The sequence below is a fragment of the Salinibacterium sp. AL4.1 genome, from assembly GCF_059767305.1.
On record NZ_JBSOQK010000001.1, the window covers coordinates 1,035,556 to 1,061,352 of the forward strand.

The following is a 25,797-nucleotide window of genomic DNA, read 5'->3' on the forward strand; positions in this document are numbered from 1 at the left end:
CTCGATTGTCGCAACAGGCATCGCGCAGAATGCCCCCAAACCGGGCCACAACGCGCGGGGCGGCAACCCGTTCTACTTGTGTCGTGCCGCAACTTGCCGCAGGATGTTCACTTCCCATCCATCTACAAGTGCTGAAGTAACTTCTATGACCGGCTACGTGTCGCAGTATCCTCGCCCCGACCACTTTGTGTTGCATCTCAGCGACACCCACTTCCTCGCAGGAGACGGTCGGCTGTACGACATTCTCGACAGCGAAGCGAAGCTGCGGCAGTTGTTCGCCGAACTTGAAGCATCCGGAGCACACCCCGAAGCAATCATCTTCACGGGCGATCTCGCCGACAAGGGCGAAGCCGAGGCCTACCGCACTCTGCGGGACCTCGTGGAGCCAGCCGCTGAACGATTGGGCGCCCAAGTGGTGTGGGTCATGGGCAACCACGATGACCGCGCGACGTTCAACGCCACCCTGATCGACAACACGGCCGAAGCCGGTACGGTGGGCGACACCACTGCCCCCATCGACAGTGTCGTTGACGTCAACGGGCTGCGCATCATCTCTCTCGATTCGACCGTGCCAGGTGCTCACTACGGTCATGTCACGGATGCCCAACTGCTGTGGCTGCACAACGTACTTGAAACTCCAGCGCCCCACGGCACCATTCTCGCAATGCACCACCCGCCCGTTCCCACTGTGCTCGATCAAGCAGTGACGGTCGAATTGCGCGCCCAGAAAGAGCTGGCGGCGGTCATTCGCGGCAGCGACATCCGCAGCATCATCGCCGGCCACCTGCACTATTCGACGACGGCCACCTTCGCGGGCATTCCCGTCTCGGTGGCATCCGCCACCTGCTACACCCAGGACCTCAACGTGCCCCTCGGTGGCACTCGGGGGCGCGACGGGGCACAGTCGTTCAACCTCGTGCACGTCTACGACGAAACCGTTCTGCACTCTGTCGTACCGCTCGGCGACTACGACGCCCTCTCGTACGTTTCCCCCGAAGAGACGGCAGCGATCTTAGAGCGAGAGAACATTACGATCGCGCCGCCAACCAATCCCCACGTGGTGCCCGAAACTGTGTCGGTTTAGGGCACGCGCGCAGCGTTACTCCGCTTCGGGAAGCTCCCACGGCGCCGCAATCGGGTAGTACTCGTCGAGAAACGAGCGCACTGCTGCAGCACGATCTTCTGCCGAGATCTCGGGGAAGCTGCCATCGTTCAGGCAGAAGAAGTCGCTCGAACGCTTGCGCAGCAGCGACCGCATCTTGCGAAGCCCTTCAATGGATGTCGTGTCGACGTACTTCACCTTGGCATCCGTTTGCACGATCGCTTTTCCGCTGAGCAGCGCGTAGTAGTGGTACATCGAGTTGGTGACAGAAATGTCGGTCGCCTGGCGGAACGCGCTGGCACTCGTGCGCGCGAAATCGTCGGGGAACTCCGCCTCGAGTTCGCGCATCACCGAAACGCGTAGCGGGGTAGCCGCGTGCTCGAGGTGACGCGTGATGGTCGCCCCAAACTTCTGCTGCAGCAGTCGACGATTGACACGAGCGGCGTTTTCGAAACCGGAACGCTGCAGGCTGCTCTCGCCGAGACCAATACGCGTGCGTGCCTCGATGAACTTGGAGATTCCTCCGGGTGAGTAGAACATCGAGGGGCTCACGTGGCGACCGAAGAACATGTCATCGTTGGAATACAGAAAGTGCTCGCTGATTCCCGGGATGTTGTGCAGTTGGCTTTCGACCGCGTGCGAGTTGTGCGTGGGCAGGTCTTCGTGGCGCTCGAAGAAGTCTTCGCTGCGCATGAGCGTGACGCGCGGGTGCTCGGTCAGCCACTTGGGGCGCGGCGAGTCGGTGGCAATGTAGATGTTGCGAATCCACGGAGCGTACTGATGCACTGAGCGCAGGGCGTACTTGAGCTCGTCGAGCTGCCTAAAACGCGCCTCGGAATCATCACCCTCGCCGACCACGAAGTTGGCCATGCGGGCAGCGCGCGCCTTCTGCCATTCCACTTCAGCGCCATCGACCCACGAGAACACGAGGTCGATTTCGAAGGGGATGTCGTGGGCAAGCTGGTCAAACATGCCTCGAAGCGTCGGCCAGCTTTCACCGTGCAACTCAACGGTGTCGCTGATGGCTTCGTTGCTCGGCAGCCAGCGGCGCATCAACGCGTTGGGGTTCGGAGCAACAACCTCGTTGCGCATGTACTCCCACAGTTCGATACGCACGCCGAAGGGCTCGTCGAAGCGCAGGCGGCCGGCAGGCTCGACGCGAGGCCGGAAGATGACGAACGCCTTGGCTTTGATCACCGGGGTGAGCACGCCATCCGCCACCAGCACCGGGGTGTCTCTTTGATCGGACGGGACTCGCTTGCCGTTCGACTTGATGCGAGCCGGCTTCACATAGAACGGCTCGTTCTGGCAGGCGGCGATGAGTGCGAGGCGCAGCCCCTTGCGGTCCTTGGTATCGATCGCAAGTACGGGAGTCTCGTCTTCACCGCGCACCATCAAAAAGGGGATATCGGCGGCGTCGAGCACGCGGCGCACAAACAGCAGATCTTCGCGCACGGCTTCACGCGGCGTGAGGGTGCTGTTACTGAGAACAAGCAGCCCATCGTGCAAGACGACATCGTCGCGACCGACTACAGCGGGAGAAGAAACATGGTCAATCATGGTGGCCCCAATGTTCGAGCCTGGCTGAAATGCCCAACATCCGAAAACGGATGCCGTTAGCTTCTTCGAGAATAGCCGGAACCACTGAGAATCGGTCGCTTAGCGCACGCCGCAACACACTCAGCAGAATGGATTATTGAGCGATACTCGATAGAATTGGCTTCGACGCCACGCACCTAGCGCCCCCAACGAGAGGTTGTCATGCCAGAACCGATTCTCTGGAACGTCGTCGCGATCGTTGCCATGGTCGGTTACTTCGCGCTGATCGTCGTTGCGCTGTCGCAGGTCTTTCGCTCCACGATGCCCACGAACACCAAGCTGCTCTGGCTCATCGTGATTCTCATCGCGCCCTTCATCGGCTCCCTCATTTGGTTCGCCGTGGGGCGCAATAGCGCGCTGCTCTAGATCACCACTCCGCCGTAGCCAGCGCTCGATCCGGGGCCGACCAAGTCGCGGGTCAACGCGACCGTGCCGAACTCATCGTGCACGTTCACTCCGGTGATGCGCGAGAGTTCATCGGCGGCCACTTCTTCGCCGAAGGGGCCTTCCCGGTCGAAGGTGTGCGTCGCATCGATCACAAATGTCACGTCATAGCCGAGGTTGCCGCCCACGCGCGCCGTGGTTTCGCAGCAGTGGTTGGTGGTGATTCCGCAGATGACAATCGACTGGATAGCGGAAGCTTTCAGCCACCCGTTGAGGTCGGGGCTGCCATGAAAACTCGAGTTCACGCTCTTGGTCACCAGCAGGTCGGGGGTGCCCGAGAGTAACTCCTTGAAGTCGTTGCCTGGCGAGCTTGGATGCAGCGGCGACGTCTCGTCGTGGGAATCGTGCCGTACGTAGACGATCGGCCAGCCTTCGCGCCGCCAATGCCCGATGAGCATTCCAATGTTGGATTCGCAGTCGGGGTTATTGCGCGGCCCCCAGTAGGCGACATCATCAAACCCTTGCTGTACATCGACAACAATGAGTGCTGCAGCCATTGCGACCTCCGGGTTTTAGCCGAGACTTACCCCGAATAGTAGTCCTAGGAGGTACGTTGCGGTAGCGGCTCCGTATCCGATTGCCAGTTGACGCAGCGCACGTTTGAGCGGTGAGGCGCCGGAGAGCAACCCGACGATCGAGCCGGTGACGAGCAGAGCAATCCCCACCAGCACCGAAGCGATCACGACGGCGGTGAACCCTTCTGCACCAAAGAGGTAGGGCAGCACGGGGATAACCGCACCTGACGCAAAGAAGCAGAAACTGGATGCCGCAGCTCCCAGAGCCGAACCGATCGGGTTGTGCTCTGGTGTTGCGGTCGCGGGTTCCGTCGTGCGCCCTGCGAGTACTTCGGCAGCGTGCAGCTCGGCTTCGTGGGTGCTCATGCCGCGAGCGCGGTAAACGAGTGCCAGCTCGTTTTCGTCGACGTCGAGGTGCGTTACCGAGTGCACCGCCACTGGTCCGTGTGCTGCCGCGTTCTCAAGCTCAAGCTGCGAGCGCACCGACACGTATTCACCCGCGGCCATCGAGAGGGCTCCGGCGAGAAGCCCAGCGACACCGGAAAGAAGAACGACAGCGTTCGGCAGCCCGGCAGCACTCATGCCGAGCACGAGGGCGAGGTTGGAGACGAGCCCATCGTTCGCTCCGAACACGGCGGCGCGGAACGTTCCCGAGAGGCGTTGACGCCCGCGAGTAGCAAGCGCGCGAACGACCTCCTCGTGCACGGCTTCGTCGGCGGCCATCGTGTCGGTCGCATCGTCGTCATCCAGATAAGGCGACCGTGACTCGGCGCGCTGGGCAAGGGCGAGCACAAACACAGAGCCAAAGCGTCGAGCCAAGAAGCCGAGCATCCGCGTTCTCGGGTCGGTGGGCAGCGGGCGACCGGCTTGCTCCCCCAGCAACGTCAACCAGTGATCTTCGTGGCGCTTTTCGGCAGCGGCAAGCGCCAGCAAAATCTCGCGTTCCTCGCCCGTGCGGCGGGATGCCAGATCCCGATAGACGGCCGCTTCAGCGCGTTCGGCGGCGAGGTAGCGTCGCCACCGCCGCACATCGCGGGCTCGGGGTGTTGAACTCACGACAGACTCCTTAGGCAGAGAACTCGACGCCCCAGGTTGCAGAGAACTCGACGCCGGGCTCAAGCCACAGCAAACCGCGGCCCGTGTTGAACGCGTTGGGGGCGGCCGTCATCGGCTCGATGGCAACGACCTGGCCGATGCCCGTGAGGGTCGGAAAGTTGCGCGGCGTAAACAACTGAACGAAGTCGAAATTCTCGTCAACGGTCACGCGCACTTCGCGGCCATCAGGCGCGGTCAGTCGAGCAGCGACACCGTCGATAACTTCGACGCCGGCGAAAGCCATATCGAGGTCGAGTTCGCCGACCGGGCGACCAGCGCTCAAGTCAAAGTCCGTTCCGGGCACAGCAACTTCGGCGGTCGGAATGAGGCGCTCATTCGATTCGAAGCGAGTGGCGGCGGTCATCGTGAGGGTCAGCTCCGCGATGGGGGTGTCACCGATCTTGAAGAAGGGGTGGGTTCCGAGCGCATACGGGGCTGCGGCATCCGACAGGTTGGTGGCGGTGTGACTAACGCGCAGGCCGCCCTCGACGAGTTCGTAGCGCACCGTGGTGTGCACGTGGAAGGGGTAGCCGTGCTGCGGAAAGATCGTCGCGCCGAGAGTGACTGAGCCTTCGGTGCGCTCGATCAGCGAGTAGCCGGTGTTGCGCAGCAGCCCGTGGATCGAGTTGTTGCGGTCGCGCTCAGTGATATCGAGAGTCTGTGGCTCGCCGTCGAGCATCCACGTTCCGTCTTTGATGCGGTTGGGCCACGGCACCAACACGATGCCGTCAGCGAAGGGTGGCATCGCAGACTCGGCGTAGGATTCCACGAGTTCGACCCCACCGATGCTGAATTCACGCAACGAGGCAGCAAGTTCGGTGATGGTCGCTCGCGCTTCACCCTGCTCAGTGGCTCGAGTGATGATGTACTGGGTTCCTGTAGGCGCGCTCACCGCACCAGCCTAGCGGCGCACCGGCCACAACCAAGGAAGCACCCATGTCAGATATTCGCGATGACGTTCTTTACGACTTCGAGGCCGTGTTCGGCCACCCCGCCGCCGGAGTCTGGTCGGCTCCCGGCCGCCTCACTCTGCTCGGCACTTCCGATAACCCCGAGACGGATGCCGAACTCGCCGTGGCCATCAACCGCCGCACGGTGCTGGCCGCATCCACTCGCTCCGACCGCACGGTGCGCATCGCGAGCGCCCTCGTGGACGAACTCGTGACGATCGAACTCGACGAACTGGCCTCCACCGAGGTGCAGGGCTGGAGTCGCATCGCGCTCGGGATCGTGCAGGAGGTGCTGGAGGCATCCGACACCGCGGCATCGCTCACCGGCGTTGATGTGTTCATCGACACCACCGTGCCGGTGGGCGCGGGTCTCGGCTCGTCGGCCGCACTCGAGGCGGCCCTGGCACTCGCCCTCAGCGACCTCTGGAACCTCGGAGAGCACACCGCTCATCTCGCCGAGCACCCCGACGTTGCCACGAGCGTCTTCGCTCTCGACGACCACGCCCTCGTGCGCCTTGAGGGTGAAACGCGCCCCGAGCCACTCCCCCTCGACTGGCAGACCGCCGGCCTCGAGCTTCTTGTTATCGATACCGATGCTCCCACCGCCGACACGTTCGATACCGCCGCAGCGGATGACGAAGTGCGCCGCACGCTGCACTCTGTTACCGAAAACCAGCGGGTGCGCGACGCGGCTCTCGCCATTCGCGATGAAACCCCTCGACTGCTCGGCGCGCTGCTCGATGCCTCACACGCGAGCCTGCGCGACGACTACGGCATCTCCACCACCGAGGTTGACCTCGCGGTCGAAACGGCTCTGGCCGCCGGTGCTTTAGGCGCGCGGATGCTCGGCCGCCCCTTCAGCGGAGTGGCCGTCGCTCTCGTCGACACCGACACGGCATCGCGGGTACGGGTAGCGCTCGATGGCGCCTTTGCCGAGCACGCGTGGGGCCAGCCCACCGTCACCGCAGTTTCTCCGTCGATGGGAGCACTGCGCGACCGCTAGCCGCAGGCCGCAGGCCGCAGGCGAAAGTTACCCGGCCAGTTTCAGAACGAGCGCAACGGCAAACGCAGCACCAACGATCACGCCTGCCCAGACCCACACGCGGGGCCACGGAAAGCGCCGCTTGCGCGGTTTACGTGGCACACCCTGCGGTCGCGACACTTGCTGCAGCTTGGGCGCGGAAGGCTTCTGCGCCGACTCCTCGGCCACTCTTAGAGCCGCTCGGCCGCGTCGACGACGTTCTTCACGAGCATCGCGCGCGTCATGGGGCCAACGCCACCGGGCATCGGCGAAAGGTAACCGGCAATCTCGGCAACAGCGGGGTCGACGTCGCCGACGAGACGGCCCTTGCCGGTTGCTTCGTCAATCACACGAGTGATTCCGACATCGAGCACGGCAGCGCCCGGCTTGATCCACTCGGGGCGAATCAGCGCGGCGGAGCCGACTGCGGCAACCACGATGTCTGCCTGGCGAACGTGGGTTTCAAGCTGGGTGGTGCGGGAATGGGTGAGGGTGACGGTGGCATCCAGTCCCTTGTTCGTGAGAAGCAGCCCGATCGGGCGACCGACCGTCAGGCCGCGACCGACGACGACGACGTGCTTACCTGCAATGGGAACGTCGTAGCGCTCCAGCATCTCGACGATTCCGGCCGGGGTGCAGGGCAGCGGTGAATCGAGCTTCGCGCCTACGCCCAGCACGAGGCGGCCGAGGTTGGTGGGGTGCAGGCCATCCGCGTCCTTGGCGGGGTCCATGAGTTCGAGCATCGCGTTCTCGTCGAGACCGGCTGGCAGCGGCAGCTGAATGATGTAGCCGGTAACGGCAGGGTTCTCGTTCAACGCCACAATGGCATCCCGAACATCGTCTGCGGATGCCGTGGCCGGCAGATCGACGCGGATAGATTCGATGCCCACTTCGGCACAGTCGCGGTGCTTGCCGGCGACGTAGGAACGGCTTCCGGGGTCGTCGCCCACGAGAAGGGTGCCGAGGCCCGGAGTGATGCCGCGAGCCTTCAGGGCATCCACGCGCACGCGCAGTTCGTTCTTTACGGCGGTGGCCGTAGCGACACCATCAAGCTTTACTGCGGTCATCGTTTTCCGTTCGAATCGGGCCCATGCGCTGATCGGCCACCTACACAACTGCCATCTCCATTAAACGCTAAAGAGCCCACCTCCGTGTTCACACGGTGACGGGCTCTTGAGCTTCAGGCTGTTTCAGCCCGGTTCTGGGTTCTTTAGGCCCAGCTACCGGGGCTTTCGAGACCTTCGTAGAGCGGGAAGGCGTCGGCGAGCGCGCGAACGCGGGCGCTGAGCGCTGCGGTGTCGGCATCGGGCTTGAGAGCTTCGGCGATGATGTCGGCAACCTCGGTGAACTCAACGTCGCCGAAACCACGAGTGGCGAGCGCCGGCGTACCGATGCGCAACCCCGAGGTGGTCATGGGCGGGCGGGGGTCAGCGGGAACCGAGTTGCGGTTCACGGTGATGCCCACAGAGTGCAGCAGATCTTCACCCTCTTGACCGTTGATCTCCGACTTGCGCAGGTCAACGAGTACAAGGTGCACGTCGGTGCCGCCCGTGAGAACGTCGACGCCAAGCGAGGTCATGTCGTCTTGCACGAGGCGCTCAGCGAGAAGCTTGGCGCCACGAAGGGTGCGCTCCTGGCGGTCCTTGAAGTCGTCGGAGGCCGCGAGCATGAATGCGGTCGCCTTGGCGGCGATCACGTGCATGAGGGGTCCGCCCTGTTGACCGGGGAACACGTTGGAGTTGATCTTCTTCGCGATGTCAACGTTGTTCGTGAGAATGAAGCCCGAGCGAGGACCACCGATGGTCTTGTGAACGGTCGACGACACGACATCCGCAAAGGGAACGGGGTTGGGGTGCAGGCCTGCGGCAACGAGTCCGGCGAAGTGCGCCATGTCGACCCAGAGGGTTGCGCCAACCTCATCGGCGATGGAACGGAACTCGGCAAAGTCGAGCTGACGCGTGTACGCCGACCAGCCGGCGATGATGACGTGGGGCTTGACCTCAAGAGCCTTGGCACGAACATCCGCCATGTCAAGAACGCCGGTCTCTTCGTTTACCCCGTAGGCGTGAGCTTCGTAGAGCTTGCCCGAGAAGTTCAAACGCATGCCGTGCGTGAGGTGTCCACCGTGGTCGAGCGAGAGGCCGAGAATGCGGTCGCCGGGCTGAGCGATAGCCGACAGCACTGCAGCGTTAGCCGATGCTCCCGAGTGAGGCTGAACGTTGGCGTATGCCGAACCGAACAGGCTCTTGGCGCGCTCGATAGCGAGCTTCTCTGCAACGTCAACGAATTCGCATCCACCGTAGTAGCGACGCCCCGGGTAACCCTCGGCGTACTTGTTGGTGAGAACCGAGCCCTGCGCTTCGAGAACAGCGCGCGGAACAAAGTTCTCACTCGCGATCATCTCAAGCGTATTGCGCTGGCGGTCGAGCTCTTGAGCGAGCACCGCAGCGATCTCGGGGTCTACCTCAGAAAGAGGCGAAAGGAACGAGGACACAGATGATCTCCTTGCGACAGGTGGTGGATACTCCCAAGATACCGCCTGAAGGCTGGAGTCGCGCAGTGGATGCCCTACAACTTTCCGCCGGGGCGGAAGAAGGTCTGCACCCTAAGTGGTCTAAAGCACCCTTGAAAATCCCCCTGTTTCTGTCAGACTTTGGACTACACCAGCGGCGCGAGACGTGCGCGGTAGAGCGCTCCCATCCCCTCGAACGGACCCCATGTTTACCCGCCTGATTCACTCCGCGAACCTCGTGAGCGACGGTGTTTCACAGCAGGATGCGTGGGTTGGCTTCGACGGAGCAACGGTGGCAGCCACCGGCACGGGCGACTCGTGGCGTTCGCGAGCGGATGCCGCGACTGACGTTGTCGACGCTGGTGGCGACTATCTCGCTCCGGGTTTCATCGATATCCACTCGCATGGAGCGGCAGGAGCGGCCTTCGACGATGGCCCCGCTGCGATCGCTCAGGCGCTCGATGCGCACCGCCGCCATGGCACGACGCGATCCGTCATCTCTCTGATCAGCGCCTCACCCGAGAAGCTTCTGACAAACCTTGCAACGGTGGCAGAACTGGCGCAGCACGATCCTCTGATCCTGGGCAGCCACCTTGAGGGACCCTTCATCGATCAGGAGTTTCGCGGCGCTCACGACCCCGCCATTCTGCGATCGCCGTCCGCTGCCGAAATCGACCATCTTCTCGCGGCCGCCGACGGCACGCTGCGCCACATCACGCTTGCGCCGGAGCTACCCGGTGGCACCGAGGCAATCGCGACCTTTGTGACCGCTGGAGCTCGCGTGGCAGTAGGGCACACCGCCGCCACCTACGCCGAGACCCGGGCGGCGTTCGACGCCGGCGCGAGCATTCTGACGCATGCTTTCAACGCGATGCGCGAGATCCACCACCGCGCCCCTGGCCCGGTAGCAGCCGCGTTCCACTCCCCCGGCGTCACGCTCGAAGTCATCAACGACGGCGTTCACGTGCATCCGGATGTCGTCAAAATGCTGTTCGCCTCGGCGCCCGACCGCATCGCGCTCGTGACAGACGCCATGGCGGCAACCTGCGCTGGAGACGGCCACTACGAGTTGGGTTCACTCGACGTCACAGTGACTGATGGCGTCGCCCGCTTGAGCGAGAACGGCTCGATCGCCGGATCGACCCTGACGATGGATGCCGCAGTGCGCCGCGCCATCACTGAAGTGGGCTTGAGCGTGCCGCAGGCTGTTGCCGCGGCAACCGTTGTTCCGGCCCGGGCCATGGGGCGCGAGAGCGACCTAGGCTCGCTTGCTCCCGGATTCGCCGCTGATGCCGTGTTGCTCGACGCCGACTTTAGGGTGCGGGCGGTGTGGGCTGCTGGTCGCGAATTGCCGCAGTTCGAGCAGCTCGACGCCTGAGCAGTTCGCCGCCGATAATCGCGAAGACCACGGCAACACCCAGAATGGCGGCGTCAACGTACGGCAGAGAGATGACTCCGTAGTTGTCGAGCAGGATGCCACCCACGAGCGCGCCGCCGCCGATACCGATGTTGAACGAGGTCGTGAGGTAGGCCGAGCCGACGTCACGCATCCGCGGGGAAGCCAGCTGCAAGAGTCGCGTTTGCATCATGGCGGGAACCCCGCCGAAAGCGGTTCCCCAGACAATGATGACCGTGAACATGATGGCGGGCTCAGCAGGGAACAGTCCGAGCAGCACGGCACAGATCGCGACGAGCGCGACCGTCACGGGGATGATGCTGCGCGGAAAGCGGTCGACCAGGAGTCCGGCAAGCGCGAGCCCGAGGGCGCCGGCGGCGCCGAAAAGCAAGAGAACCCCAGCGACGGCACCGGTGTCGATCCCGGCCGGGCCGATCAGGTACGGAACGATGTAGGTGTAGAAGAGGTTGTGGCCGAGCATCACGAGAGCAACCAAAATGCACACGTAAATGACGCCGGGAACGGACCGGTCTTTGCGCAACGGGATCGAGATTTCGCCCGTGGCGAGGGGCTGCTGGTGATCGACAGGCGGCAGAATCCGCACGACCATGATCGTGAGGGCCGCGATGATGATCGCGATCACGACAAAGGCCAGTCGCCACCCCAGGGCGTGACCGAGAGCGGTGCCCACGGGCACTCCGAGCACGAAGGCGGCAGTTGCGCCCGCACTCGTGACGGCAACGGCGCGACCAACCTGGTGAGGGGGAACGAGGTGAGCCGAGTACGCACCGACCACGGCCCAGAACAGACCGTGCGACAACCCACCAATGATTCGCGCGATCACGAGCACCGCATAGTTGGGGGCCACGGCAGCAAGCAGGTTGCCGATCACAAAGACGACAAGCACGATGATGACGAGCTTCTTGCGAGGCTGGTTACGCGTGAGCGCGGCGAGCGGAGCCGTAGAAATAACGACAGTCGCGGCGAAGATCGTGATGAGCAACCCCACCTGCGACTCCGAGACCGAGAGTTCAACGGCGATCTCCGGCAGCAACCCGGTGGGCAGCCATTCGCTCGTGACCGAAGTGAAGATCAGTGCGGAAAGAGTGAAGAGGCCCGCCCACGGAAAAGCCTGAGATGAGGCGGGCGAAGAAGTGCGTGACGTGCTCATGTTTGACTAACTCTACCGTCAGCACCGGTACGCTAAATCAGTGACCACCTCAATGCACTGGATCGTAACCCTCACTTGTGATGACAAGCCCGGCATCGTTCACGCCATCAGTGGCGCCATCGTTGAGGCCGGCGGCAACATCACCGAGTCGCAGCAATTCTCCAGCGACGACACGGGGCGCTTCTTCATGCGCCTTCAAGTGGAGTCGGATGCTCCGCGCGAGGTCTTCGAGCAAGCCCTAACCCCCGTGACCGAGCGGTACGCGATGGAGTGGCAACTCGACGTTGTCGGGCGGCCCCTGCGCACGCTCGTACTCGCATCCAAGGCCGGACACTGCGTCAACGACCTTCTCTACCGCCAGCGCGCTGGCCAGCTGCCGATCGATATGCCGCTGATTATGAGCAACCACCCCGATCTGGGCTCGCTCGCTGAGTTCTATGAGGTGCCCTTCGAGTCGCACGCCGTCACGACGCCGGGCCAGAAGCTGGCCTTCGAAGATCGCATCCTCGAGGTCGTCGAAGAGCACGACATCGAACTCGTCGTGCTCGCCCGCTACATGCAGATCCTCTCCCCCGAACTGTGCGCACACTTGAGCGGCAAGATCATCAACATCCACCACTCCTTCTTGCCCGGCTTCAAGGGCGCGAACCCCTACAAGCAGGCCCACGCGCGCGGCGTCAAACTCATCGGCGCCACCGCCCACTTCGTGACGAGCGACCTCGACGAGGGCCCGATCATCGAACAGAACGTCGTGCGCGTGGATCACGCGAGCACCTCAAGCGAACTCAGATCGATCGGTCAAGACGAAGAAAGCCGCACCCTCACGCAGGCCGTGAAGTGGTTCGCCGAAGACCGCGTGCTGCTTGACGGCGCACGCACCATCATCTTCCGCTAATCGGTCTCCGCCGGTTCAGCGCAGCCGTTCCCAGTCGAGGCGGTTCTCCCAGGAATACCGGTAGTAGTCCGCAAACTTCAGCTCGGATGCCGCAGCCTCGTCCACAATCACAGTGACGGTGGAGTGCAACTGAATCGCCGATCCCGGCAGGCTCGCCGTCACCGGCCCCTCCACTGCGCCCGCGAGCGCCGCTGCCTTGGCTTCGCCGAACGCGAGCAGCACCAAATGCCCCGCACGCTGGATGGTGCCGAGCCCCTGCGTGATGCAGTGCTTGGGCACATCGTCGGGTGAATCGAAGAAACGTGCGTTGTCGAGTCGGGTCTGCTGGGTCAACGTTTTTACGCGCGTGAGTGATGCGAACGAGGATCCGGGTTCGTTGAAACCGATGTGGCCGGTCGAACCTATTCCGAGAATCTGCAGGTCAACACCACCGGCCGCGACGATTGCGCGCTCATAGTCATCCCCTGCCGTTTCGATGGGCCCGCTCTCCGCCGGCACCTGCACGAGTTCAGGCGTCAACCCGAGCGGTTCAACGACTTCGCGCGTGATGACCGAGCGGTAGCTTTCGGGGTGCCCGGCAGGCAATCCGACATACTCGTCGAGGGCAAACCCCCGCACCGCAGAGAGGTCGAGGGCGCGAGCCGCGAGCGCAGCCCACGTTGTTAAGGGCGTCGACCCGGTTGCTAGGCCGAGTACGGCATCCGGAGTCTGACGCACGAGCGCTTCGATGAGGTCGGCGGCGACTTCGCCCGCCGCCTCTGCCGACTCCACAATCACTACTTCTGCCATGTCATCGACTGTAGAGCTACGCGGTGCGACCGAGCGAGGATTGCTGAAGTGGTCTTTTTAAGCCGCTCATGTTCGGGTCCGAATCTTCACGACCTGTCCAGATATCCGTCCGGTAGAATGTGTGTGACGAAGACACCGACCATCTCGCCATTCTGTGGCAACGCCATTCGCCTTGGCTGCGCTGCAGCACTCGACCACCAGATCGAGCACCCCTAAGGGAGAACTGCACTGAATCCGCAAGGTTCTAGCCCCAGCTCGAAGCGGAGAGCCCCGTGATAGCGCTGCTCGCAGCGTTTGCGCTCGTGTCCTTGGCGATCCCTGCGCTCACGCGTCGCCTGCACACTCGTGTCTTCTTTGTCACGGCCATCATTCCCGCTGCGGCATTTATTTACACCCTGCTGCAGACTCCCGCTGTTCTCGCGGATGCCCCGCCCACCGAGAGCATCCCCTGGATCTCGCAGTTGAACCTCGATCTCAGCTTTCGCGTAGACACCCTCTCGTGGCTGCTTGCTCTCGTTGTTACCGGCGTCGGTACACTCGTGATGCTCTATTGCATCAAGTACTTCGCTGATACCGAAGAAGGCCTTGGTCGCTTCGCTGCGGTCTTCCTCGCCTTCACCGGCACGATGTACGGCCTCGTGATCGCCGACAACGTCTACCTGCTCTTCATCCTGTGGGAAGCCACGACGGTGTTCTCCTTCCTGCTCATCGGCCACAACACTGGCCGACTCGCGAGTCGCATTGCTGCGATGCAGGCCCTGATCGTCACAACCGCCGGTGGCCTCGCGATGCTGGTCGGTCTTGTGATGCTCGCCGAGCGCACCGGCACTGCTAGCTTGGCGCGGCTCATCGACCTCGCCCCCGAGGGCACCGCCGTCACGATCGCGATCATGCTGATTCTCGTCGGCGCGCTCAGTAAGTCGGCCATCGTTCCGTTCCAGTTCTGGCTCCCTTCGGCGATGGCCGCGCCCACTCCAGTGAGCGCCTATCTGCACGCGGCCGCGATGGTGCAGGCCGGCATCTACCTCATCGCTAGACTCGCGCCCGGCTTCGCCCAGACTCCGGGCTGGCAGCCGTTGCTGCTCGGCTTGGGTGTGTTCACGATGCTGGTGGGCGGATGGCGCGCACTCACGCAGGTCGACCTCAAACTTCTGCTTGCCTATGGCACCGTCAGCCAGCTCGGGTTCTTGCTCACGGTCGTGAGTTTTGGCACGCGCACCGCGGCCCTTGCCGGAGTCGCGTTGCTCCTTGCCCACGCCCTCTTCAAGGCGGCCTTGTTCTTGGTCGTTGGCCTCATCGACCACCGCGTCGGAACCCGCGACCTCACCAAGCTCAGTGGGCTGGGCCGGGAAGCTCCCTTCCTCACGACTATTGCGGTTATTGCCACGGCATCCATGGCAGGCATCCCGTTCACCGCTGGCTTCGTCGCGAAAGAGTCGGTGCTGGCCGGGTTCGTCGAGAGCGCAAGCGCGGGATCAGCACTGGGCTGGATCGCCATCATCGGTGTTGCCGTCGGCTCTACCCTCACCGTCGCCTACAGCGCCCGCTTTGTCTGGGGCGCATTCGCCAGCAAAGCCGGTGTCGAGACCGTGCGTCCGCTGCATGAGAACGTGTGGTTCCTGTCGTCACCCGCCATTCTTGCCGCCAGCAGCCTGGTTCTCGCACCGTTCTTTGGCACCGTTGGAACCGTGCTCGAAGGCTATTCAACGCAATTCGCCTCCGAGGGCTACGACTACTCGCTCAAGCTCTGGCATGGGTTCGATGCCGCGTTCTTCATCTCTGCCGCCACATTGCTCGTCGGCCTGGGGCTGTTCTGGGCCCGCACGAAGGTCTTCGCACTGCAGTCGCTCGTGCCGGCGATCGTCGATTCGAACAAGTTGTATCGCTCCACGCTGCGCACGCTCGACCGCGTCGCGTTGCGCGTGACGGCGACCACGCAGCGTGGTTCGCTGCCCTTCTACCTCACCGTGATCCTGCTCGTGATGGTGGGTTCGGTAGGCAGCACGCTCGCGCTCAATCGCAGCTGGCCCGACTCCATCCGACTCTTCGACAGCGCCGGTCAGCTCGCGATCGGTGCCGTCATGATCGTCGCCGCGCTAGCGCTTGTGGCCGCCCAGAAGCGCTTCCAAGCGGCGGTTCTCGTCGGCGTCGTCGGCTACGGAATGGGGGCACTCTTCGCGTTCCACGGTGCGCCCGATATCGCCCTCACTCAAGTTTTGGTCGAGACCGTCACTCTCATCGCCTTCGTGTTAGTGCTTCGTCGCCTGCCCGCTCGCCTCGGTAAAGCCCACGGCAGTTCACGCCGCGTGCTGCGCGCTGCCGTTGGCCTCTCGGTGGGGCTGCTCATGGGAATCGTCGCCATCGTCGCGCTCGGTGCCCGAAGCGCCGACCCCATCTCGGCGTCGCTGCCCGACCTCGCGTACGAGATTGGTCACGGTCGCAACGTCGTGAACGTTGTACTGGTCGACATTCGCGGCTGGGACACCCTTGGCGAGCTCTCGGTGATTGTCGCCGCCGCGACCGGTGTTGCGAGCCTCGTGTTCTTGCGCAGCCGCACCGACAACCTGCCGCGTGTCTCAGAGGCTCGTGCCCGCGGAACGATCCGCGCCCGCCTCAAACCGTCTCGCGAAATCGTGTCGTCCGAATACCTACCGGGCGTCCAAGACCCCTCCACTCGCAACGCGTGGCTGCTCGCGGGTCGCAAGCTTGCACCCGAAAACCGGTCGATCCTGCTTGAGGTTGTCATTCGCTTGCTCTTCCACCCCCTCATCGTGCTTTCGCTCTACCTCTTGTTCGCCGGCCACAACCTCCCCGGCGGCGGTTTTGCCGCGGGGCTCGTTGCTGGTCTCGCTCTAGCCGGTCGCTACCTTGCTGGCGGACGCTACGAACTGGGCGCCGCCGCCCCCTTCGACGCCGGGCGCATCCTAGGTGTCGGTCTCGTTCTCGCGGCGGGCACCGCCACCGTGCCGCTGCTGCTGGGGGCGGATGCTCTGACCTCCACGTTCTTCGAAACGACCATCCCCCTGCTCGGCCACGTTGAGTTCTCCACCTCCACCATTTTCGACATCGGGGTGTACCTCGTCGTCATCGGAATGGTGCTGGATGTCCTTCGAAGTCTGGGCGCCGAGATTGATCGTCAGCGCGAAGAGTCCTCTGAATCTCTCGAGAGCGGAAGCACCATATGAACGCCTCTCTCACCCTCGTGATCATCATGGTCGTGCTCTACTCGGTAGGCGTCTACCTTCTTCTTGAGCGCAGCATGACCCGCGTGCTTTTGGGCTTCTTGCTCGTGGGCAATGCGACCAACCTGCTCATCCTCATCGTGTCGGGCCCCTCCGGCCCCGCTGCGTTCTATGGTGAGGATGCCGCTACCGCCGACCCGTTACCGCAGGCGTTCATCCTGACCGCCATCGTGATCACGTTCGGCGTCTCCGCGTTCTTGCTTGCGCTGATCTACCGCTCGTGGCGCTTGGCCAATGCCGACGTGGTCTACGACGACACGGAAGACCTCGCGATGGGCCGCCGCCGCACCTCGGTCACGACCGACCGACCGGTTGACGGGGATGACACCGAATTCGGTACTCGCGCGGCCGCGGCCATCTCCACCGCTGTCGACCTCGAAGAACAAGAAGAACGCGAAGAGCAAGAGAGCCTCGCTGCCGAACGCCGACAACAGGAAATCGACAAGAAGGAGAGAGACGCATGAGCGCCCTCACCACTCTCGTAGTACTCCTGCCCTTGCTCGGTGCGGCAGCAGCTCTCACCCAAGCAAAGCACCCCCGAGTGCAGACGCTGATCACCGTCAGCGTGCTCACCGCCGTTCTCGCGATCGGAGCCGCGCTGCTCGTCGCCGTCGACACCAACGGCGCGATTGCGGTAGAGGTCGGCGGCTGGCCCGCGCCCTACGGCATCGTGCTCGTGGTCGATCGACTCTCAGCGCTGATGATCGTGGTCTCTGCGGCCGTCCTCTTGGCCGTCCTCGTATTCTCCGTGGGTCAGGGACTTGCTGACGGAGACCGAGAAACCCCCGTCTCGATCTACTACCCGACCTACCTGATCTTGGCGACCGGCGTGTTCAACGCGTTCGTCGCGGGCGACCTGTTCAACCTCTATGTCAGCTTCGAGATTCTTCTCGTGGCCAGCTACGTGCTGATCACGCTTGGCGGCACCGAACCCCGCATCCGCGCTGGCACGGTGTACATCGTCGTCAGTTTGGTGTCATCCGCTATTTTCCTCGCGGCGATCGCGATGATCTACGGAGCCACTGGCACCGTCAATATTGCCCAACTCACCGTGCGCCTCGCCGAGCTTCCCGCCGACGTTCAACTCACGCTGCACGTCATGTTGCTCATCGGGTTCGGCATCAAGGCTGCCGTGTTCCCGCTCTCCTTCTGGCTGCCTGACTCCTACCCGATGGCGCCAGCACCCGTCACGGCCGTCTTCGCCGGGTTGCTCACCAAGGTCGGCGTCTACGCGATCATCCGCACCGAAATGATCATCTTCCCGGATGGCGAACTCAACACTGTGCTGCTGATTGTGGCCGCGCTCACCATGGTGGTCGGAATCCTGGGAGCGGTAGCGCAGTCCGATATCAAGCGACTGCTGTCGTTCACGCTCATTAGTCACATCGGCTACATGCTGTTCGGCATCGGCATCGATACCGCGGCCGGGCTCGCGGCAGCAACGTACTACATCGTGCACCACATCACCGTGCAGACGACCCTGTTCTTGGCCACCGGGCTGGTGGAACGTCAGGGTGGCACGACCGGCATCAACAAACTGGGCGGGATGCTCAAGGCCAGTCCGCTCATAGCGGTGCTGTTCTTCATCCCTCTGCTGAACCTCGGCGGCATCCCTCCGTTCTCCGGATTCCTCGGCAAGCTCGCCCTGTTCGAGGCAGGCGCCAACAACGGCTCCACGCTCGCGTGGGTGCTCATCGGCTGTGGTGCAGCCGTGTCGCTACTCACGTTGTATGCCCTCGCTCGCGCCTGGAGCATGATCTTCTGGCGCGACGCCGAAGAGGTCGCCGACTACGAAAACCCGCTCGCGATGTCCCCCGAAAACAGCAGCTCCGCCACTGTCGAGTCCGTACGCACGACGCCGCGCATCATGGTCGGCGCGACGGTAGCGATGGTTGCCGTGAGCGTTGCGCTCACCGTGTTCGCGACTCCGCTCTTCGACCTGAGCGCGAATGCCGGCGAGAACATTGACGGCCCGGCCTACTACGTGAACACTGTCTTCCCGGGAGGTCTCGAATGAGCGCCCACGACAGCCAGCCCACTACCGCGGCAGCGTCCACCGCGTCGCCCGTGAACCAACCAGTGGCTGAACACCGAGCATCGCGCTCCGAAGTGCGCGGCCGGGTCTGGCAGCAACTGCCGCTGCTGCTCGGTCTCGTGGTGCTGTGGGCCGTTCTCTGGGGGCAGTTCTCGTGGCTGAACATCCTGACCGGTTTCATTGTCGCGATTCTGGTCACTCGCGTGCTCTACCTGCCCCCGGCCGACATCTCGGAGCGACTGAACATCTGGTACTCGCTCGTCTTTCTGGCCCACTTCATTCTGGATGTCACGGTGGCCTCGTTCATGGTCGCCTTCCAAGCGCTCAACCCACGACCGATTCCGACATCATCCGTTATCGCTGTTCAGCTGCGCACTCGCTCGGACTTCGTCATGACGCTCGACGCGATTGCGATGTCGCTGGTTCCCGGGTCGATCGTCGTTGAAGTCGACCGCGAGCGTGCCATCCTGTATTTCCACACTTTCGATACGACTACCGCCGCCGATGTTGAAGCGATGCGCGCCAAGGTGCTCGTTGTGGAAACGCGCATCGTTCGCGCCATCGGGTCGAAAGACGACCTTGCCCGCATTCACGAGACGGAGGCCGCCCGATGAACGAATGGGTCTTCATCGCCGTCGGGCTGATGCTGCTCGTCGCAGCCCTTCTGGCGCTCTACCGCATCATCCGCGGCCCCTCGATTCTTGACCGCATGATCGCCTCCGACATGCTGCTCACGACAATCATTTGTGCGCTCGGCGCGGAGATGGTCTACAACGGTCACACCCGCAGCCTGCCAGCGATGCTCGTGCTTGCCACCACCGCGTTTCTCGGTTCTGTCGTGGTCGCCCGCTACGTGTCGCGGAGGACTAACTCATGACACTCGACTCGATCCTCGACGTTCTCACGGGCATTTTTCTCCTGCTCGGTAGCTTTCTCTCGGTCGCGGCCGGGGTGGGGCTCTTACGCTTTCCCGATGCGATCGCGCGACTGCACGCCACCACCAAGCCCCAGATTCTGGGCCTCACGTTCGTGCTCTTAGCCATCGCCCTGCAGAACCGTCAGCTCTCGACGATTCTGCTGTTGATCTTTCTCCTGATCTTCCAGATGATCACCGCGCCCGTTTCGGCTCACATGATCGCCCGCGCCGGCTACCGAGGCGGAACCATCGCGCCCAATTCGCTGCTCGTCGACGAACTCGAGCAGGCCATTGATGCAGCGCCCGAATTCGACGACGCTGAGACAGAAGGGGCTGACGCAGATGACGTCGCGCAGCCCACGAACGTTCCGACGACTCGCGATCCTCTCGACACCGACGACACCAGCTCGCGCGACAACTAGCGTCTGGCAATCGTCACCGAGCGCGCTGGAATCCCTGAGAATCCAGCTTCTCGTCAGGGTTGCTCGGGCATACTGAACACTCGCCAACCTCTGGGAGCCCCATGCGTAACCTCACCGACAACAAGACTGCCGTAGCCCTCTTTGCCGGTGTCACCCTCGTGGGTGCACTTTCTGCCTGCTCGTCGCCGAGCGCCGACAGCGGATCTGCCGATGTTAATGCCTCCGACGCCGGCACCGGCGCCGACTACGCCGACGGCACCTACACAGAGTCAGGCGATTACACCTCGCCCAACGGCGCCGAGAAGGTGGATGTCACGCTCACCCTCGAGAGCAACACCATCACCGACGTCACGGTCGTCGGCTACGGCGAGAACCCCAACTCGATCCAATTCCAAGGCGAGTTCATCGACGGAATTGCTGACGAGGTCGTGGGCAAGAACATCGACGAGCTTTCCGTCGACAAGGTAGCTGGTTCCTCGCTCACGAGCGGTGGCTTCAACAAGGCCGTCGACGCGATTAAGGCTGATGCCCTCGCCGAGTAAACAGTTTGATGCCATCGGTGCGCCCTGGCAGATCGACACTGCGGAGCCTCTCGGCTCTGACATAGAGGCTGCCGTAGCGCACCGAATCGAGCTGTTCGACCGTACGTACTCACGGTTTCGCGACGACTCCCTCGTCACCGCAATTGCACGCACGCCCGGCACCTACCCTTTTCCGGCGGATGCTCCCCCACTGTTTGAGCTTTATCGTCGTCTCTACGACGTAACGAACGGTGCCCTCAGTCCTCTCGTGGGCCATGCTCTGGAAGAGCTCGGATACGACCGCACGTACTCGCTGCAGCCTGCCTCCACCCGCACGCGCGTTCCCGCATGGAGCGAAGCCATTAGTTGGAACGGCAGTGCGCTCACCACGCTCACCCCGGCGGTGCTCGACGTGGGCGCCGCAGGCAAGGGCTACCTCGTCGATCTCGTGGCCGAGGTGCTCGCCGAGCACGGAGTCACCACCAGCACGGTAGATGCGAGCGGGGACATTTTGCATCGCGGCGCTGGCGAATTGCGGGTCGCGCTGGAGCATCCGCTCGACACCAGCAAAGCGATCGGTGTCGTGACGGTGAGCAACGAAGCGATCTGCGCCTCGGCCCCCAACCGCCGAGCCTGGGCCGGACTGCATCACATTCTGGACGCCCGCACCGGACTGCCCACCGACCGCATCATCGCGACCTGGGCCATCGCCCGCACTGCCCTCGAGGCCGACGGCCTCGCCACTGCGCTGTTCTTTGCCGAGCCTGCGAAACTCGAAGCCGAGTTCGACTTTCAGTGGGTGCGGATGCATTCGACCGGCCGAGTCGAACACTCGGCCCACCTCACCGGAGAAGTATTTCTATGAAACGTTGGCTCGATCGAACCCTCGGCGCCGTCGCCATGTACAAGCTCGTGCTCGGCAGTCTCGCCGTACTCGCTGTCGTGTCGATCGCGCTCGCGTTCGTCGGCCTCGTTTCGCCTGACCCCTTCGCGCTGCTCGCGAGCTTGCCGGTCGCAGTCGCGTTCAGCTATGGCGCTAGTTGGCTCGGAGCCCGCATCGTGGGTCAGCGAGCGCACCTCGAATCATCGCTCATCACGGGGCTGCTCGTGTTCTTCATCATGGCGCCAAGCCTGCAACTGACTGGGCTGCTCGCCATTGCACTGGCCTCAACGATTGCCGCGGCATCCAAGTTTCTCCTCGCATTCCGTGGGCGCCATATCTTCAACCCGGCGGCACTCGGCGCGTACGTTTTCATTTTCGTACCGCTCGGTTTTCCGACGTGGTGGGTCGGAACACCCTGGCTGCAGCCGGTCGTTCTGATCGCTGCATTCCTCATTCTGTACCGCACTCAGCGCCTTGATCTCGGGCTCACGTTCGTGGTGGTCGCGGCTGGCATCCGCATTGCGCTCACGCTGGCTAACGGTGGCGACCTGACCGAGGCGCTCAGCTTCACTTTCTTGTCATCTCAGATGATTTTTTTCGCGGGCTTCATGCTGAGCGAACCGCTCACGTTGCCGCCGCGACGCTGGCAACGCCTCAGTCTCGCGGTGCTCGTCGCCCTGCTCTTCGCCATCCCGTTCTCGATCGGCAACTTCTACAGCGACCCATTGCTCGCTCTGCTCATCGGTAACCTCGTGGCGTTCGCGTTCACCCAGCGCCGCACCATTCGGATGTCGCTCACCGAGACCGACGAGATCGCTCCCGGAACATGGCAACTCACTTTTGCCCCGCACCGCCCGATCCTCTTCCGGGCGGGCCAGTACATCGAGCTGTCGCTGCCGCACGCCTCCCCGGACTTTCGCGGAGTGCGCCGCTACTTCACGATCTCGTCAGCACCGGATGCCGGAGCGACCCTAGCGGTGACGTTCACGGTTGCCGAAAACTCGAGCAGCTTCAAGGCTGCCCTCGTGGCGTTACCGCGCGGTTCTCAAGTGAACGCGACGGGAATCTGGGGTGACTTTGTACTCCCCCGCAAGACGAGCGAGCCGCTCTTGCTCGTCGCCGGCGGCATCGGCATGACGCCTTTCGCGAGCCAGGTTGCGCATGCTCACCGTCATGACGAAGAGCGCGACATCGTGGTCATTTACGCCACCTCGAGCTCGGCACCCCTGCCCTTCACTGATGTTCTGACTGCGGCTGGTGTGCGCGTCATCGTCTTCGGGCCGCAACCCGCCGACGCCCTGCCCGCGGGCTGGGTTCTCGGCAGCGAGGGGCGCCTGAACGGCGACGCGCTCTCCGCGCTCGTGCCCGATCTGGCCGACCGCCGGGCTTACCTTTCGGGCCCGCCCGCGCTCGTCAATGACCTTAAGTCGACGCTGCGAGCAAACGGCATTCGCCGCATCCACACCGACTATTTCTCGGGCTACTAGCTCGGCACGTGCACGCGCTCCGCGGTCGAGCGTGGTGAGCCGCGCACACGACGCTTGAGATTCAGCGCCCGCAAAGCGTTGAGAATCGTCACGAGGTCAACCACTTCTTGCAGCGCAGCTCCCACCACTGCGGGCAGCGCTCCGGTCATAGCAAAGAGCATGAGCCCGATGCTGATCGCGATACCGATCCAAATGCTCTGCAACGCGATCTGCACGGTGCGCTGACTCACTTGCACTGCGGAGACGACCCGATGCAGGTCGTCGACCAGAATCACAACATCCGCAGATTCGCTCGCCGCCGTTGAGCCTTTCGCGCCCATCGCGATGCCGACGTCAGCGGCTCCCAGCACCGGCGCATCGTTCACGCCATCGCCGACCATCACCACCGGATGCGGCGAGGTGGCGTGCACGAGCCGCACTTTGTCTTCGGGAAGACACTCGGCGTGCACTTCACTGATGTGGAGCTCGTCCGCCACCTTGCGCGCCGTCTCTTCCACATCGCCCGTCAGCATCAGAGTGTTCTGGATGCCCAGCTCGCCCAACTCCGTGAGCGTGCGCGCCGCTTCGGGCCGCACTGCATCGCGCAGCACAATCGCGCCGGCGTACTGGTCATCGACGCTCACGTACACGGCTGCTTCCCCGCTCGCGAGGGTGATGCGGGTCAGCGCGGGCGCCTGCTGCGCCACGAAGGCGGGCTTGCCCACCGTCACCAGCCGCGTGCCAACGCGGGCTTGCACGCCATGGGTGGCGACTTCGCGGGCATCCGCCACCTCGGGCAGATCGAGCGAGCGTTGCTTCGCGGCCTCGACAAGGGATGCCGCGAGCACGTGAGACGAATACTGCTCGGCAGCAGCGACCAAGGCGAGTAGTTCGTCGGCGCTGAGGTCGCCTTCGGGCCGCACCTCGACGACAACGGGACGCCCACTCGTCAGGGTGCCGGTCTTGTCGAACACGACAGTTTTCGCGCGGGCGAGCACCTCAAGAGTGCCGGCGTTTTTGACGACGACTCCGTAGGTCGAGGCGCTCGACATGCCCGCCATGAACGCCACCGGGGCCGCAATCAGCAGCGGACACGGCGTCGCCACCACGAGCACTTCGGCGAAGCGCACGGGGTCACCAGAGATCCACCAGGCGATTGCGGCGAGCCCTATCGACACGAAAGTGAAGGGCACCGCATAGCGATCAGCCAACCGCACGATGGGCGCCTTGCTCGCCGCCGCCTCGGAGACGAGCTGCACGATGCGTTGGTATTGGCTGTCGGACGCGCGGGCGCTCGCCTGCACCGTGGCAGCTTCTGGCCCATTCACCGATCCGCTCAACAGGAGGTCTCCCGTCACCTTCTCCACGGGCATGCTCTCGCCCGTGAGCGACGATTCGTCGACGGATGTCGCGGCGGAGAGGAGCACGGCATCCACCGGCACGATCTCCGAGGGGCGCACGACGAGACGATCCCCCACGGCTACCTCGGTGGCGGGCACGTCAACGATGTCACCAGATACCGTCACCTGATGCGCGGTTTGCGGAACACGGCCCAGCAGCGCATTCAGCTCGCGCTTGGCCCGCCCCGCTGCGAAGTCTTCGAGCGCTTCGCCGCCCGTCAGCATCAGCACGATCACAATGCTCGCCCAGTACTCGCCCACCACTACCGTCGCGACGATGGCCGTGACCGCCAGCACATCGAGCCCGAACTCGCGCTTCAGAAGTTTGCGCACCATCGACACCGCTTCGCGCGCCGCCACCGCGAGCGCGTAGAGCGAGAGCAGCCAGGGCACGACAGCGGATGCCGCAGTCCAGTTCAATGCCAGCCCCACGACGCCGACCACGACTGTGAGTGCAACGAGCGGATAGCGGCGCACCGCCGAGCCCGGCGTGATGGAGCGAGAAGTAGCCATACCTTCGTTCTACTCTCGTTCGCGGCATCCGGCCAGCCAGCACAGGCTCCCCTTAGCAGTGGCTCGGGGCACGTTTCGGGGCCGGGTCGCTAGGCTCGACAGCATGACTCAACGGCGCTGGCAACAGATCATGGACATTCCCCTCACCGTTGCGGCAGTGATTTTCTTGATTGCGTATGCGTGGGAAGTGATCGCAAATCTCGACGGTGTTCCGATGCTCATTGCCGAGATCATCATCGCCGTGACGTGGGTCGTTTTTGTGGTCGACTACGCCGTGAACCTTGTTCTCGCTGAGCACCGCTGGTTCTGGTTTCGCAAGCACATCTTCGATCTCTTTGTTGTCGTGCTGCCCATGCTGCGCCCGCTACGCTTGCTGCGTTTAGTCACACTCCTGAACGTTCTGCAGCGTCGCGCCGGAACCGCTGTGCGCGGCGGCGTTCTCACCTACGCCGTCGGTTCCTCGCTACTGCTCGTCTTCGTGGCCGGGCTCGCGATCCTGGATACCGAACGCAGTATCGCGGGCAGCCAAATCACCAACCTGGGCGACGGCATCTGGTGGGCTTTCGTCACAATCACCACGGTCGGCTATGGAGATATCTACCCCGCCACCACGCTCGGCCGCGTTATTGCCGGTGGAGTAATGGTGGCCGGCATTGCCCTGCTCGGTGTCGTGACGGCAACGCTCGCCTCGTGGATCGTGGAACGAGTTGCGGCTCAAGATGAACTCTCGCACGTTGCCACGCGTCGCGAGGTAACCGAACTTACCGACCAGGTGAACCAGCTCAAGCACGTGCTGCTCGAGCACGCAACTCAGATGGCCGCATCAGCAGGAACGCCCGCGCCCACGTCGCCGACCTCGGCATCCTCGGTATCCGACCCTCTTCCAAAGCGACAACCACTCACCTAAGGT

General features: G+C 63.4%; 24 protein-coding genes. 15 read left to right on the forward strand and 9 right to left on the reverse strand.

The window, feature by feature from the left end:
* Positions 1-145: 145 nt before the first annotated feature.
* A complete protein-coding gene (locus ACWTV3_RS05100; RefSeq protein WP_498477129.1) occupies positions 146-1,084 on the forward strand; it encodes a phosphodiesterase in 939 nt (312 codons plus the stop codon).
* A gap of 15 nt (positions 1,085-1,099) precedes the next feature.
* Here ACWTV3_RS05100 and ACWTV3_RS05105 read toward each other — a convergent pair whose 3' ends face one another.
* The gene (locus ACWTV3_RS05105) at positions 1,100-2,662 is read right to left on the reverse strand and encodes a stealth family protein (RefSeq protein WP_498477130.1); all 1,563 of its coding nucleotides are present in this window, start codon (positions 2,660-2,662) and stop codon (positions 1,100-1,102) included.
* Between the two features lie 201 nt (positions 2,663-2,863).
* On the opposite strand from ACWTV3_RS05105, the gene ACWTV3_RS05110 reads away from it, so the two are divergent.
* Positions 2,864-3,067 (forward strand): PLD nuclease N-terminal domain-containing protein, encoded by a 204-nt coding sequence (locus ACWTV3_RS05110; protein WP_498477131.1) that lies wholly within the window; start codon positions 2,864-2,866, stop codon positions 3,065-3,067.
* On the opposite strand, the gene ACWTV3_RS05115 is transcribed toward ACWTV3_RS05110, so the two are convergent.
* Genes ACWTV3_RS05115 through ACWTV3_RS05125 form a run of 3 tightly spaced genes read right to left on the reverse strand, consistent with a single transcriptional unit; the run spans position 3,064 to position 5,647 of the window.
* Complete coding sequence (locus ACWTV3_RS05115) at positions 3,064-3,642, reverse strand: cysteine hydrolase family protein (protein WP_498477132.1); 579 nt, start codon at positions 3,640-3,642, stop codon at positions 3,064-3,066. The two genes, ACWTV3_RS05110 and ACWTV3_RS05115, sit on opposite strands and share 4 nt — an antisense overlap.
* Positions 3,643-3,657: 15 nt before the next feature.
* Positions 3,658-4,716, reverse strand: a complete 1,059-nt coding sequence (locus tag ACWTV3_RS05120) for a VIT1/CCC1 transporter family protein (RefSeq protein WP_498477133.1) — start codon at positions 4,714-4,716, stop codon at positions 3,658-3,660.
* A gap of 10 nt (positions 4,717-4,726) precedes the next feature.
* On the reverse strand, positions 4,727-5,647 hold the full coding sequence (locus tag ACWTV3_RS05125) for an aldose 1-epimerase family protein (protein WP_498477134.1): 921 nt from the start codon (positions 5,645-5,647) through the stop codon (positions 4,727-4,729).
* 44 nt (positions 5,648-5,691) lie between these two features.
* Between ACWTV3_RS05125 and ACWTV3_RS05130 the strand changes: the two genes are divergently transcribed.
* Entirely contained in the window at positions 5,692-6,708 is a 1,017-nt protein-coding gene (locus ACWTV3_RS05130; protein ID WP_498477135.1) for a galactokinase, read from the forward strand.
* A 209-nt stretch (positions 6,709-6,917) separates the two neighbouring features.
* On the opposite strand, the gene ACWTV3_RS05135 is transcribed toward ACWTV3_RS05130, so the two are convergent.
* Both ACWTV3_RS05135 and glyA read right to left on the reverse strand, forming a co-directional pair.
* Positions 6,918-7,793, reverse strand: a complete 876-nt coding sequence (locus ACWTV3_RS05135) for a bifunctional methylenetetrahydrofolate dehydrogenase/methenyltetrahydrofolate cyclohydrolase (RefSeq protein ID WP_498477136.1) — start codon at positions 7,791-7,793, stop codon at positions 6,918-6,920.
* A 143-nt stretch (positions 7,794-7,936) separates the two neighbouring features.
* The gene (gene glyA / locus ACWTV3_RS05140) at positions 7,937-9,220 is read right to left on the reverse strand and encodes a serine hydroxymethyltransferase (protein ID WP_498477137.1); all 1,284 of its coding nucleotides are present in this window, start codon (positions 9,218-9,220) and stop codon (positions 7,937-7,939) included.
* Between the two features lie 223 nt (positions 9,221-9,443).
* Between glyA and nagA the strand changes: the two genes are divergently transcribed.
* Positions 9,444-10,616, forward strand: coding sequence for an N-acetylglucosamine-6-phosphate deacetylase (gene nagA / locus ACWTV3_RS05145; protein WP_498477138.1), 1,173 nt, complete (start codon positions 9,444-9,446; stop codon positions 10,614-10,616).
* Here nagA and ACWTV3_RS05150 read toward each other — a convergent pair.
* Complete coding sequence (locus ACWTV3_RS05150; protein WP_498477139.1) at positions 10,552-11,805, reverse strand: MFS transporter; 1,254 nt, start codon at positions 11,803-11,805, stop codon at positions 10,552-10,554. The two genes, nagA and ACWTV3_RS05150, sit on opposite strands and share 65 nt — an antisense overlap.
* A gap of 52 nt (positions 11,806-11,857) precedes the next feature.
* Here ACWTV3_RS05150 and purU point away from each other — a divergent pair, with 52 nt between their 5' ends.
* Positions 11,858-12,700, forward strand: coding sequence for a formyltetrahydrofolate deformylase (gene purU / locus ACWTV3_RS05155; protein WP_498477939.1), 843 nt, complete (start codon positions 11,858-11,860; stop codon positions 12,698-12,700).
* Between the two features lie 15 nt (positions 12,701-12,715).
* Here the strand turns inward: purU and ACWTV3_RS05160 are convergent, their stop codons facing one another.
* The gene (locus tag ACWTV3_RS05160) at positions 12,716-13,489 is read right to left on the reverse strand and encodes a glucosamine-6-phosphate deaminase (protein WP_498477140.1); all 774 of its coding nucleotides are present in this window, start codon (positions 13,487-13,489) and stop codon (positions 12,716-12,718) included.
* A 272-nt stretch (positions 13,490-13,761) separates the two neighbouring features.
* Between ACWTV3_RS05160 and ACWTV3_RS05165 the strand changes: the two genes are divergently transcribed.
* The 9 genes from ACWTV3_RS05165 (at position 13,762) to ACWTV3_RS05205 (ending at position 22,995) form a co-directional block, all read left to right on the forward strand.
* On the forward strand, positions 13,762-16,674 hold the full coding sequence (locus ACWTV3_RS05165; protein ID WP_498477141.1) for a Na+/H+ antiporter subunit A: 2,913 nt from the start codon (positions 13,762-13,764) through the stop codon (positions 16,672-16,674).
* Positions 16,671-17,195: a Na(+)/H(+) antiporter subunit C gene (locus ACWTV3_RS05170; RefSeq protein WP_341619287.1), complete on the forward strand. Its 525-nt coding sequence runs from the start codon at positions 16,671-16,673 to the stop codon at positions 17,193-17,195. The genes ACWTV3_RS05165 and ACWTV3_RS05170 overlap by 4 nt, the downstream gene beginning before the upstream one ends.
* On the forward strand, positions 17,192-18,748 hold the full coding sequence (locus ACWTV3_RS05175; RefSeq protein ID WP_498477142.1) for a Na+/H+ antiporter subunit D: 1,557 nt from the start codon (positions 17,192-17,194) through the stop codon (positions 18,746-18,748). Before ACWTV3_RS05170 ends, ACWTV3_RS05175 begins: the two co-directional genes overlap by 4 nt.
* Positions 18,745-19,380, forward strand: coding sequence for a Na+/H+ antiporter subunit E (locus ACWTV3_RS05180; protein ID WP_498477143.1), 636 nt, complete (start codon positions 18,745-18,747; stop codon positions 19,378-19,380). The genes ACWTV3_RS05175 and ACWTV3_RS05180 overlap by 4 nt, the downstream gene beginning before the upstream one ends.
* Positions 19,377-19,643 carry an MrpF/PhaF family protein gene (locus tag ACWTV3_RS05185; protein WP_341619284.1) on the forward strand — a complete coding sequence of 89 codons (267 nt, stop codon included), beginning with the start codon at positions 19,377-19,379 and terminating at the stop codon, positions 19,641-19,643. The genes ACWTV3_RS05180 and ACWTV3_RS05185 overlap by 4 nt, the downstream gene beginning before the upstream one ends.
* Positions 19,640-20,104 carry a monovalent cation/H(+) antiporter subunit G gene (gene mnhG, locus ACWTV3_RS05190; RefSeq protein WP_498477144.1) on the forward strand — a complete coding sequence of 155 codons (465 nt, stop codon included), beginning with the start codon at positions 19,640-19,642 and terminating at the stop codon, positions 20,102-20,104. Before ACWTV3_RS05185 ends, mnhG begins: the two co-directional genes overlap by 4 nt.
* A 101-nt stretch (positions 20,105-20,205) precedes the next feature.
* Positions 20,206-20,646: an FMN-binding protein gene (locus ACWTV3_RS05195; RefSeq protein WP_498477146.1), complete on the forward strand. Its 441-nt coding sequence runs from the start codon at positions 20,206-20,208 to the stop codon at positions 20,644-20,646.
* Positions 20,630-21,490, forward strand: coding sequence for an FAD:protein FMN transferase (locus ACWTV3_RS05200; RefSeq protein ID WP_498477147.1), 861 nt, complete (start codon positions 20,630-20,632; stop codon positions 21,488-21,490). The genes ACWTV3_RS05195 and ACWTV3_RS05200 overlap by 17 nt, the downstream gene beginning before the upstream one ends.
* Positions 21,487-22,995: an FAD-dependent oxidoreductase gene (locus tag ACWTV3_RS05205; RefSeq protein ID WP_498477148.1), complete on the forward strand. Its 1,509-nt coding sequence runs from the start codon at positions 21,487-21,489 to the stop codon at positions 22,993-22,995. Before ACWTV3_RS05200 ends, ACWTV3_RS05205 begins: the two co-directional genes overlap by 4 nt.
* Here the strand turns inward: ACWTV3_RS05205 and ACWTV3_RS05210 are convergent.
* Entirely contained in the window at positions 22,992-24,887 is a 1,896-nt protein-coding gene (locus tag ACWTV3_RS05210) for a heavy metal translocating P-type ATPase (RefSeq protein ID WP_498477149.1), read from the reverse strand. The two genes, ACWTV3_RS05205 and ACWTV3_RS05210, sit on opposite strands and share 4 nt — an antisense overlap.
* 103 nt (positions 24,888-24,990) lie before the next feature.
* On the opposite strand from ACWTV3_RS05210, the gene ACWTV3_RS05215 reads away from it, so the two are divergent.
* Positions 24,991-25,794 (forward strand): potassium channel family protein, encoded by an 804-nt coding sequence (locus ACWTV3_RS05215; RefSeq protein ID WP_498477150.1) that lies wholly within the window; start codon positions 24,991-24,993, stop codon positions 25,792-25,794.
* Positions 25,795-25,797: the final 3 nt, after the last annotated feature.

Excerpts from the sequence above, each read along its gene's own strand:
- ACWTV3_RS05100 (WP_498477129.1), top strand. The coding sequence starts at position 146 with ATGACCGGCTACGTGTCGCAGTATCCTCGCCCCGACCACTTTGTGTTG.
- ACWTV3_RS05105 (WP_498477130.1), bottom strand. The coding sequence starts at position 2,662 with ATGATTGACCATGTTTCTTCTCCCGCTGTAGTCGGTCGCGACGATGTC.
- ACWTV3_RS05110 (WP_498477131.1), top strand. The coding sequence starts at position 2,864 with ATGCCAGAACCGATTCTCTGGAACGTCGTCGCGATCGTTGCCATGGTC.
- ACWTV3_RS05115 (WP_498477132.1), bottom strand. The coding sequence starts at position 3,642 with ATGGCTGCAGCACTCATTGTTGTCGATGTACAGCAAGGGTTTGATGAT.
- ACWTV3_RS05130 (WP_498477135.1), top strand. The coding sequence starts at position 5,692 with ATGTCAGATATTCGCGATGACGTTCTTTACGACTTCGAGGCCGTGTTC.
- ACWTV3_RS05135 (WP_498477136.1), bottom strand. The coding sequence starts at position 7,793 with ATGACCGCAGTAAAGCTTGATGGTGTCGCTACGGCCACCGCCGTAAAG.
- nagA (WP_498477138.1), top strand. The coding sequence starts at position 9,444 with ATGTTTACCCGCCTGATTCACTCCGCGAACCTCGTGAGCGACGGTGTT.
- ACWTV3_RS05150 (WP_498477139.1), bottom strand. The coding sequence starts at position 11,805 with ATGAGCACGTCACGCACTTCTTCGCCCGCCTCATCTCAGGCTTTTCCG.
- purU (WP_498477939.1), top strand. The coding sequence starts at position 11,858 with ATGCACTGGATCGTAACCCTCACTTGTGATGACAAGCCCGGCATCGTT.
- ACWTV3_RS05160 (WP_498477140.1), bottom strand. The coding sequence starts at position 13,489 with ATGGCAGAAGTAGTGATTGTGGAGTCGGCAGAGGCGGCGGGCGAAGTC.
- ACWTV3_RS05170 (WP_341619287.1), top strand. The coding sequence starts at position 16,671 with ATGAACGCCTCTCTCACCCTCGTGATCATCATGGTCGTGCTCTACTCG.
- ACWTV3_RS05175 (WP_498477142.1), top strand. The coding sequence starts at position 17,192 with ATGAGCGCCCTCACCACTCTCGTAGTACTCCTGCCCTTGCTCGGTGCG.
- ACWTV3_RS05180 (WP_498477143.1), top strand. The coding sequence starts at position 18,745 with ATGAGCGCCCACGACAGCCAGCCCACTACCGCGGCAGCGTCCACCGCG.
- ACWTV3_RS05185 (WP_341619284.1), top strand. The coding sequence starts at position 19,377 with ATGAACGAATGGGTCTTCATCGCCGTCGGGCTGATGCTGCTCGTCGCA.
- mnhG (WP_498477144.1), top strand. The coding sequence starts at position 19,640 with ATGACACTCGACTCGATCCTCGACGTTCTCACGGGCATTTTTCTCCTG.
- ACWTV3_RS05195 (WP_498477146.1), top strand. The coding sequence starts at position 20,206 with ATGCGTAACCTCACCGACAACAAGACTGCCGTAGCCCTCTTTGCCGGT.
- ACWTV3_RS05200 (WP_498477147.1), top strand. The coding sequence starts at position 20,630 with ATGCCCTCGCCGAGTAAACAGTTTGATGCCATCGGTGCGCCCTGGCAG.
- ACWTV3_RS05205 (WP_498477148.1), top strand. The coding sequence starts at position 21,487 with ATGAAACGTTGGCTCGATCGAACCCTCGGCGCCGTCGCCATGTACAAG.
- ACWTV3_RS05210 (WP_498477149.1), bottom strand. The coding sequence starts at position 24,887 with ATGGCTACTTCTCGCTCCATCACGCCGGGCTCGGCGGTGCGCCGCTAT.
- ACWTV3_RS05215 (WP_498477150.1), top strand. The coding sequence starts at position 24,991 with ATGACTCAACGGCGCTGGCAACAGATCATGGACATTCCCCTCACCGTT.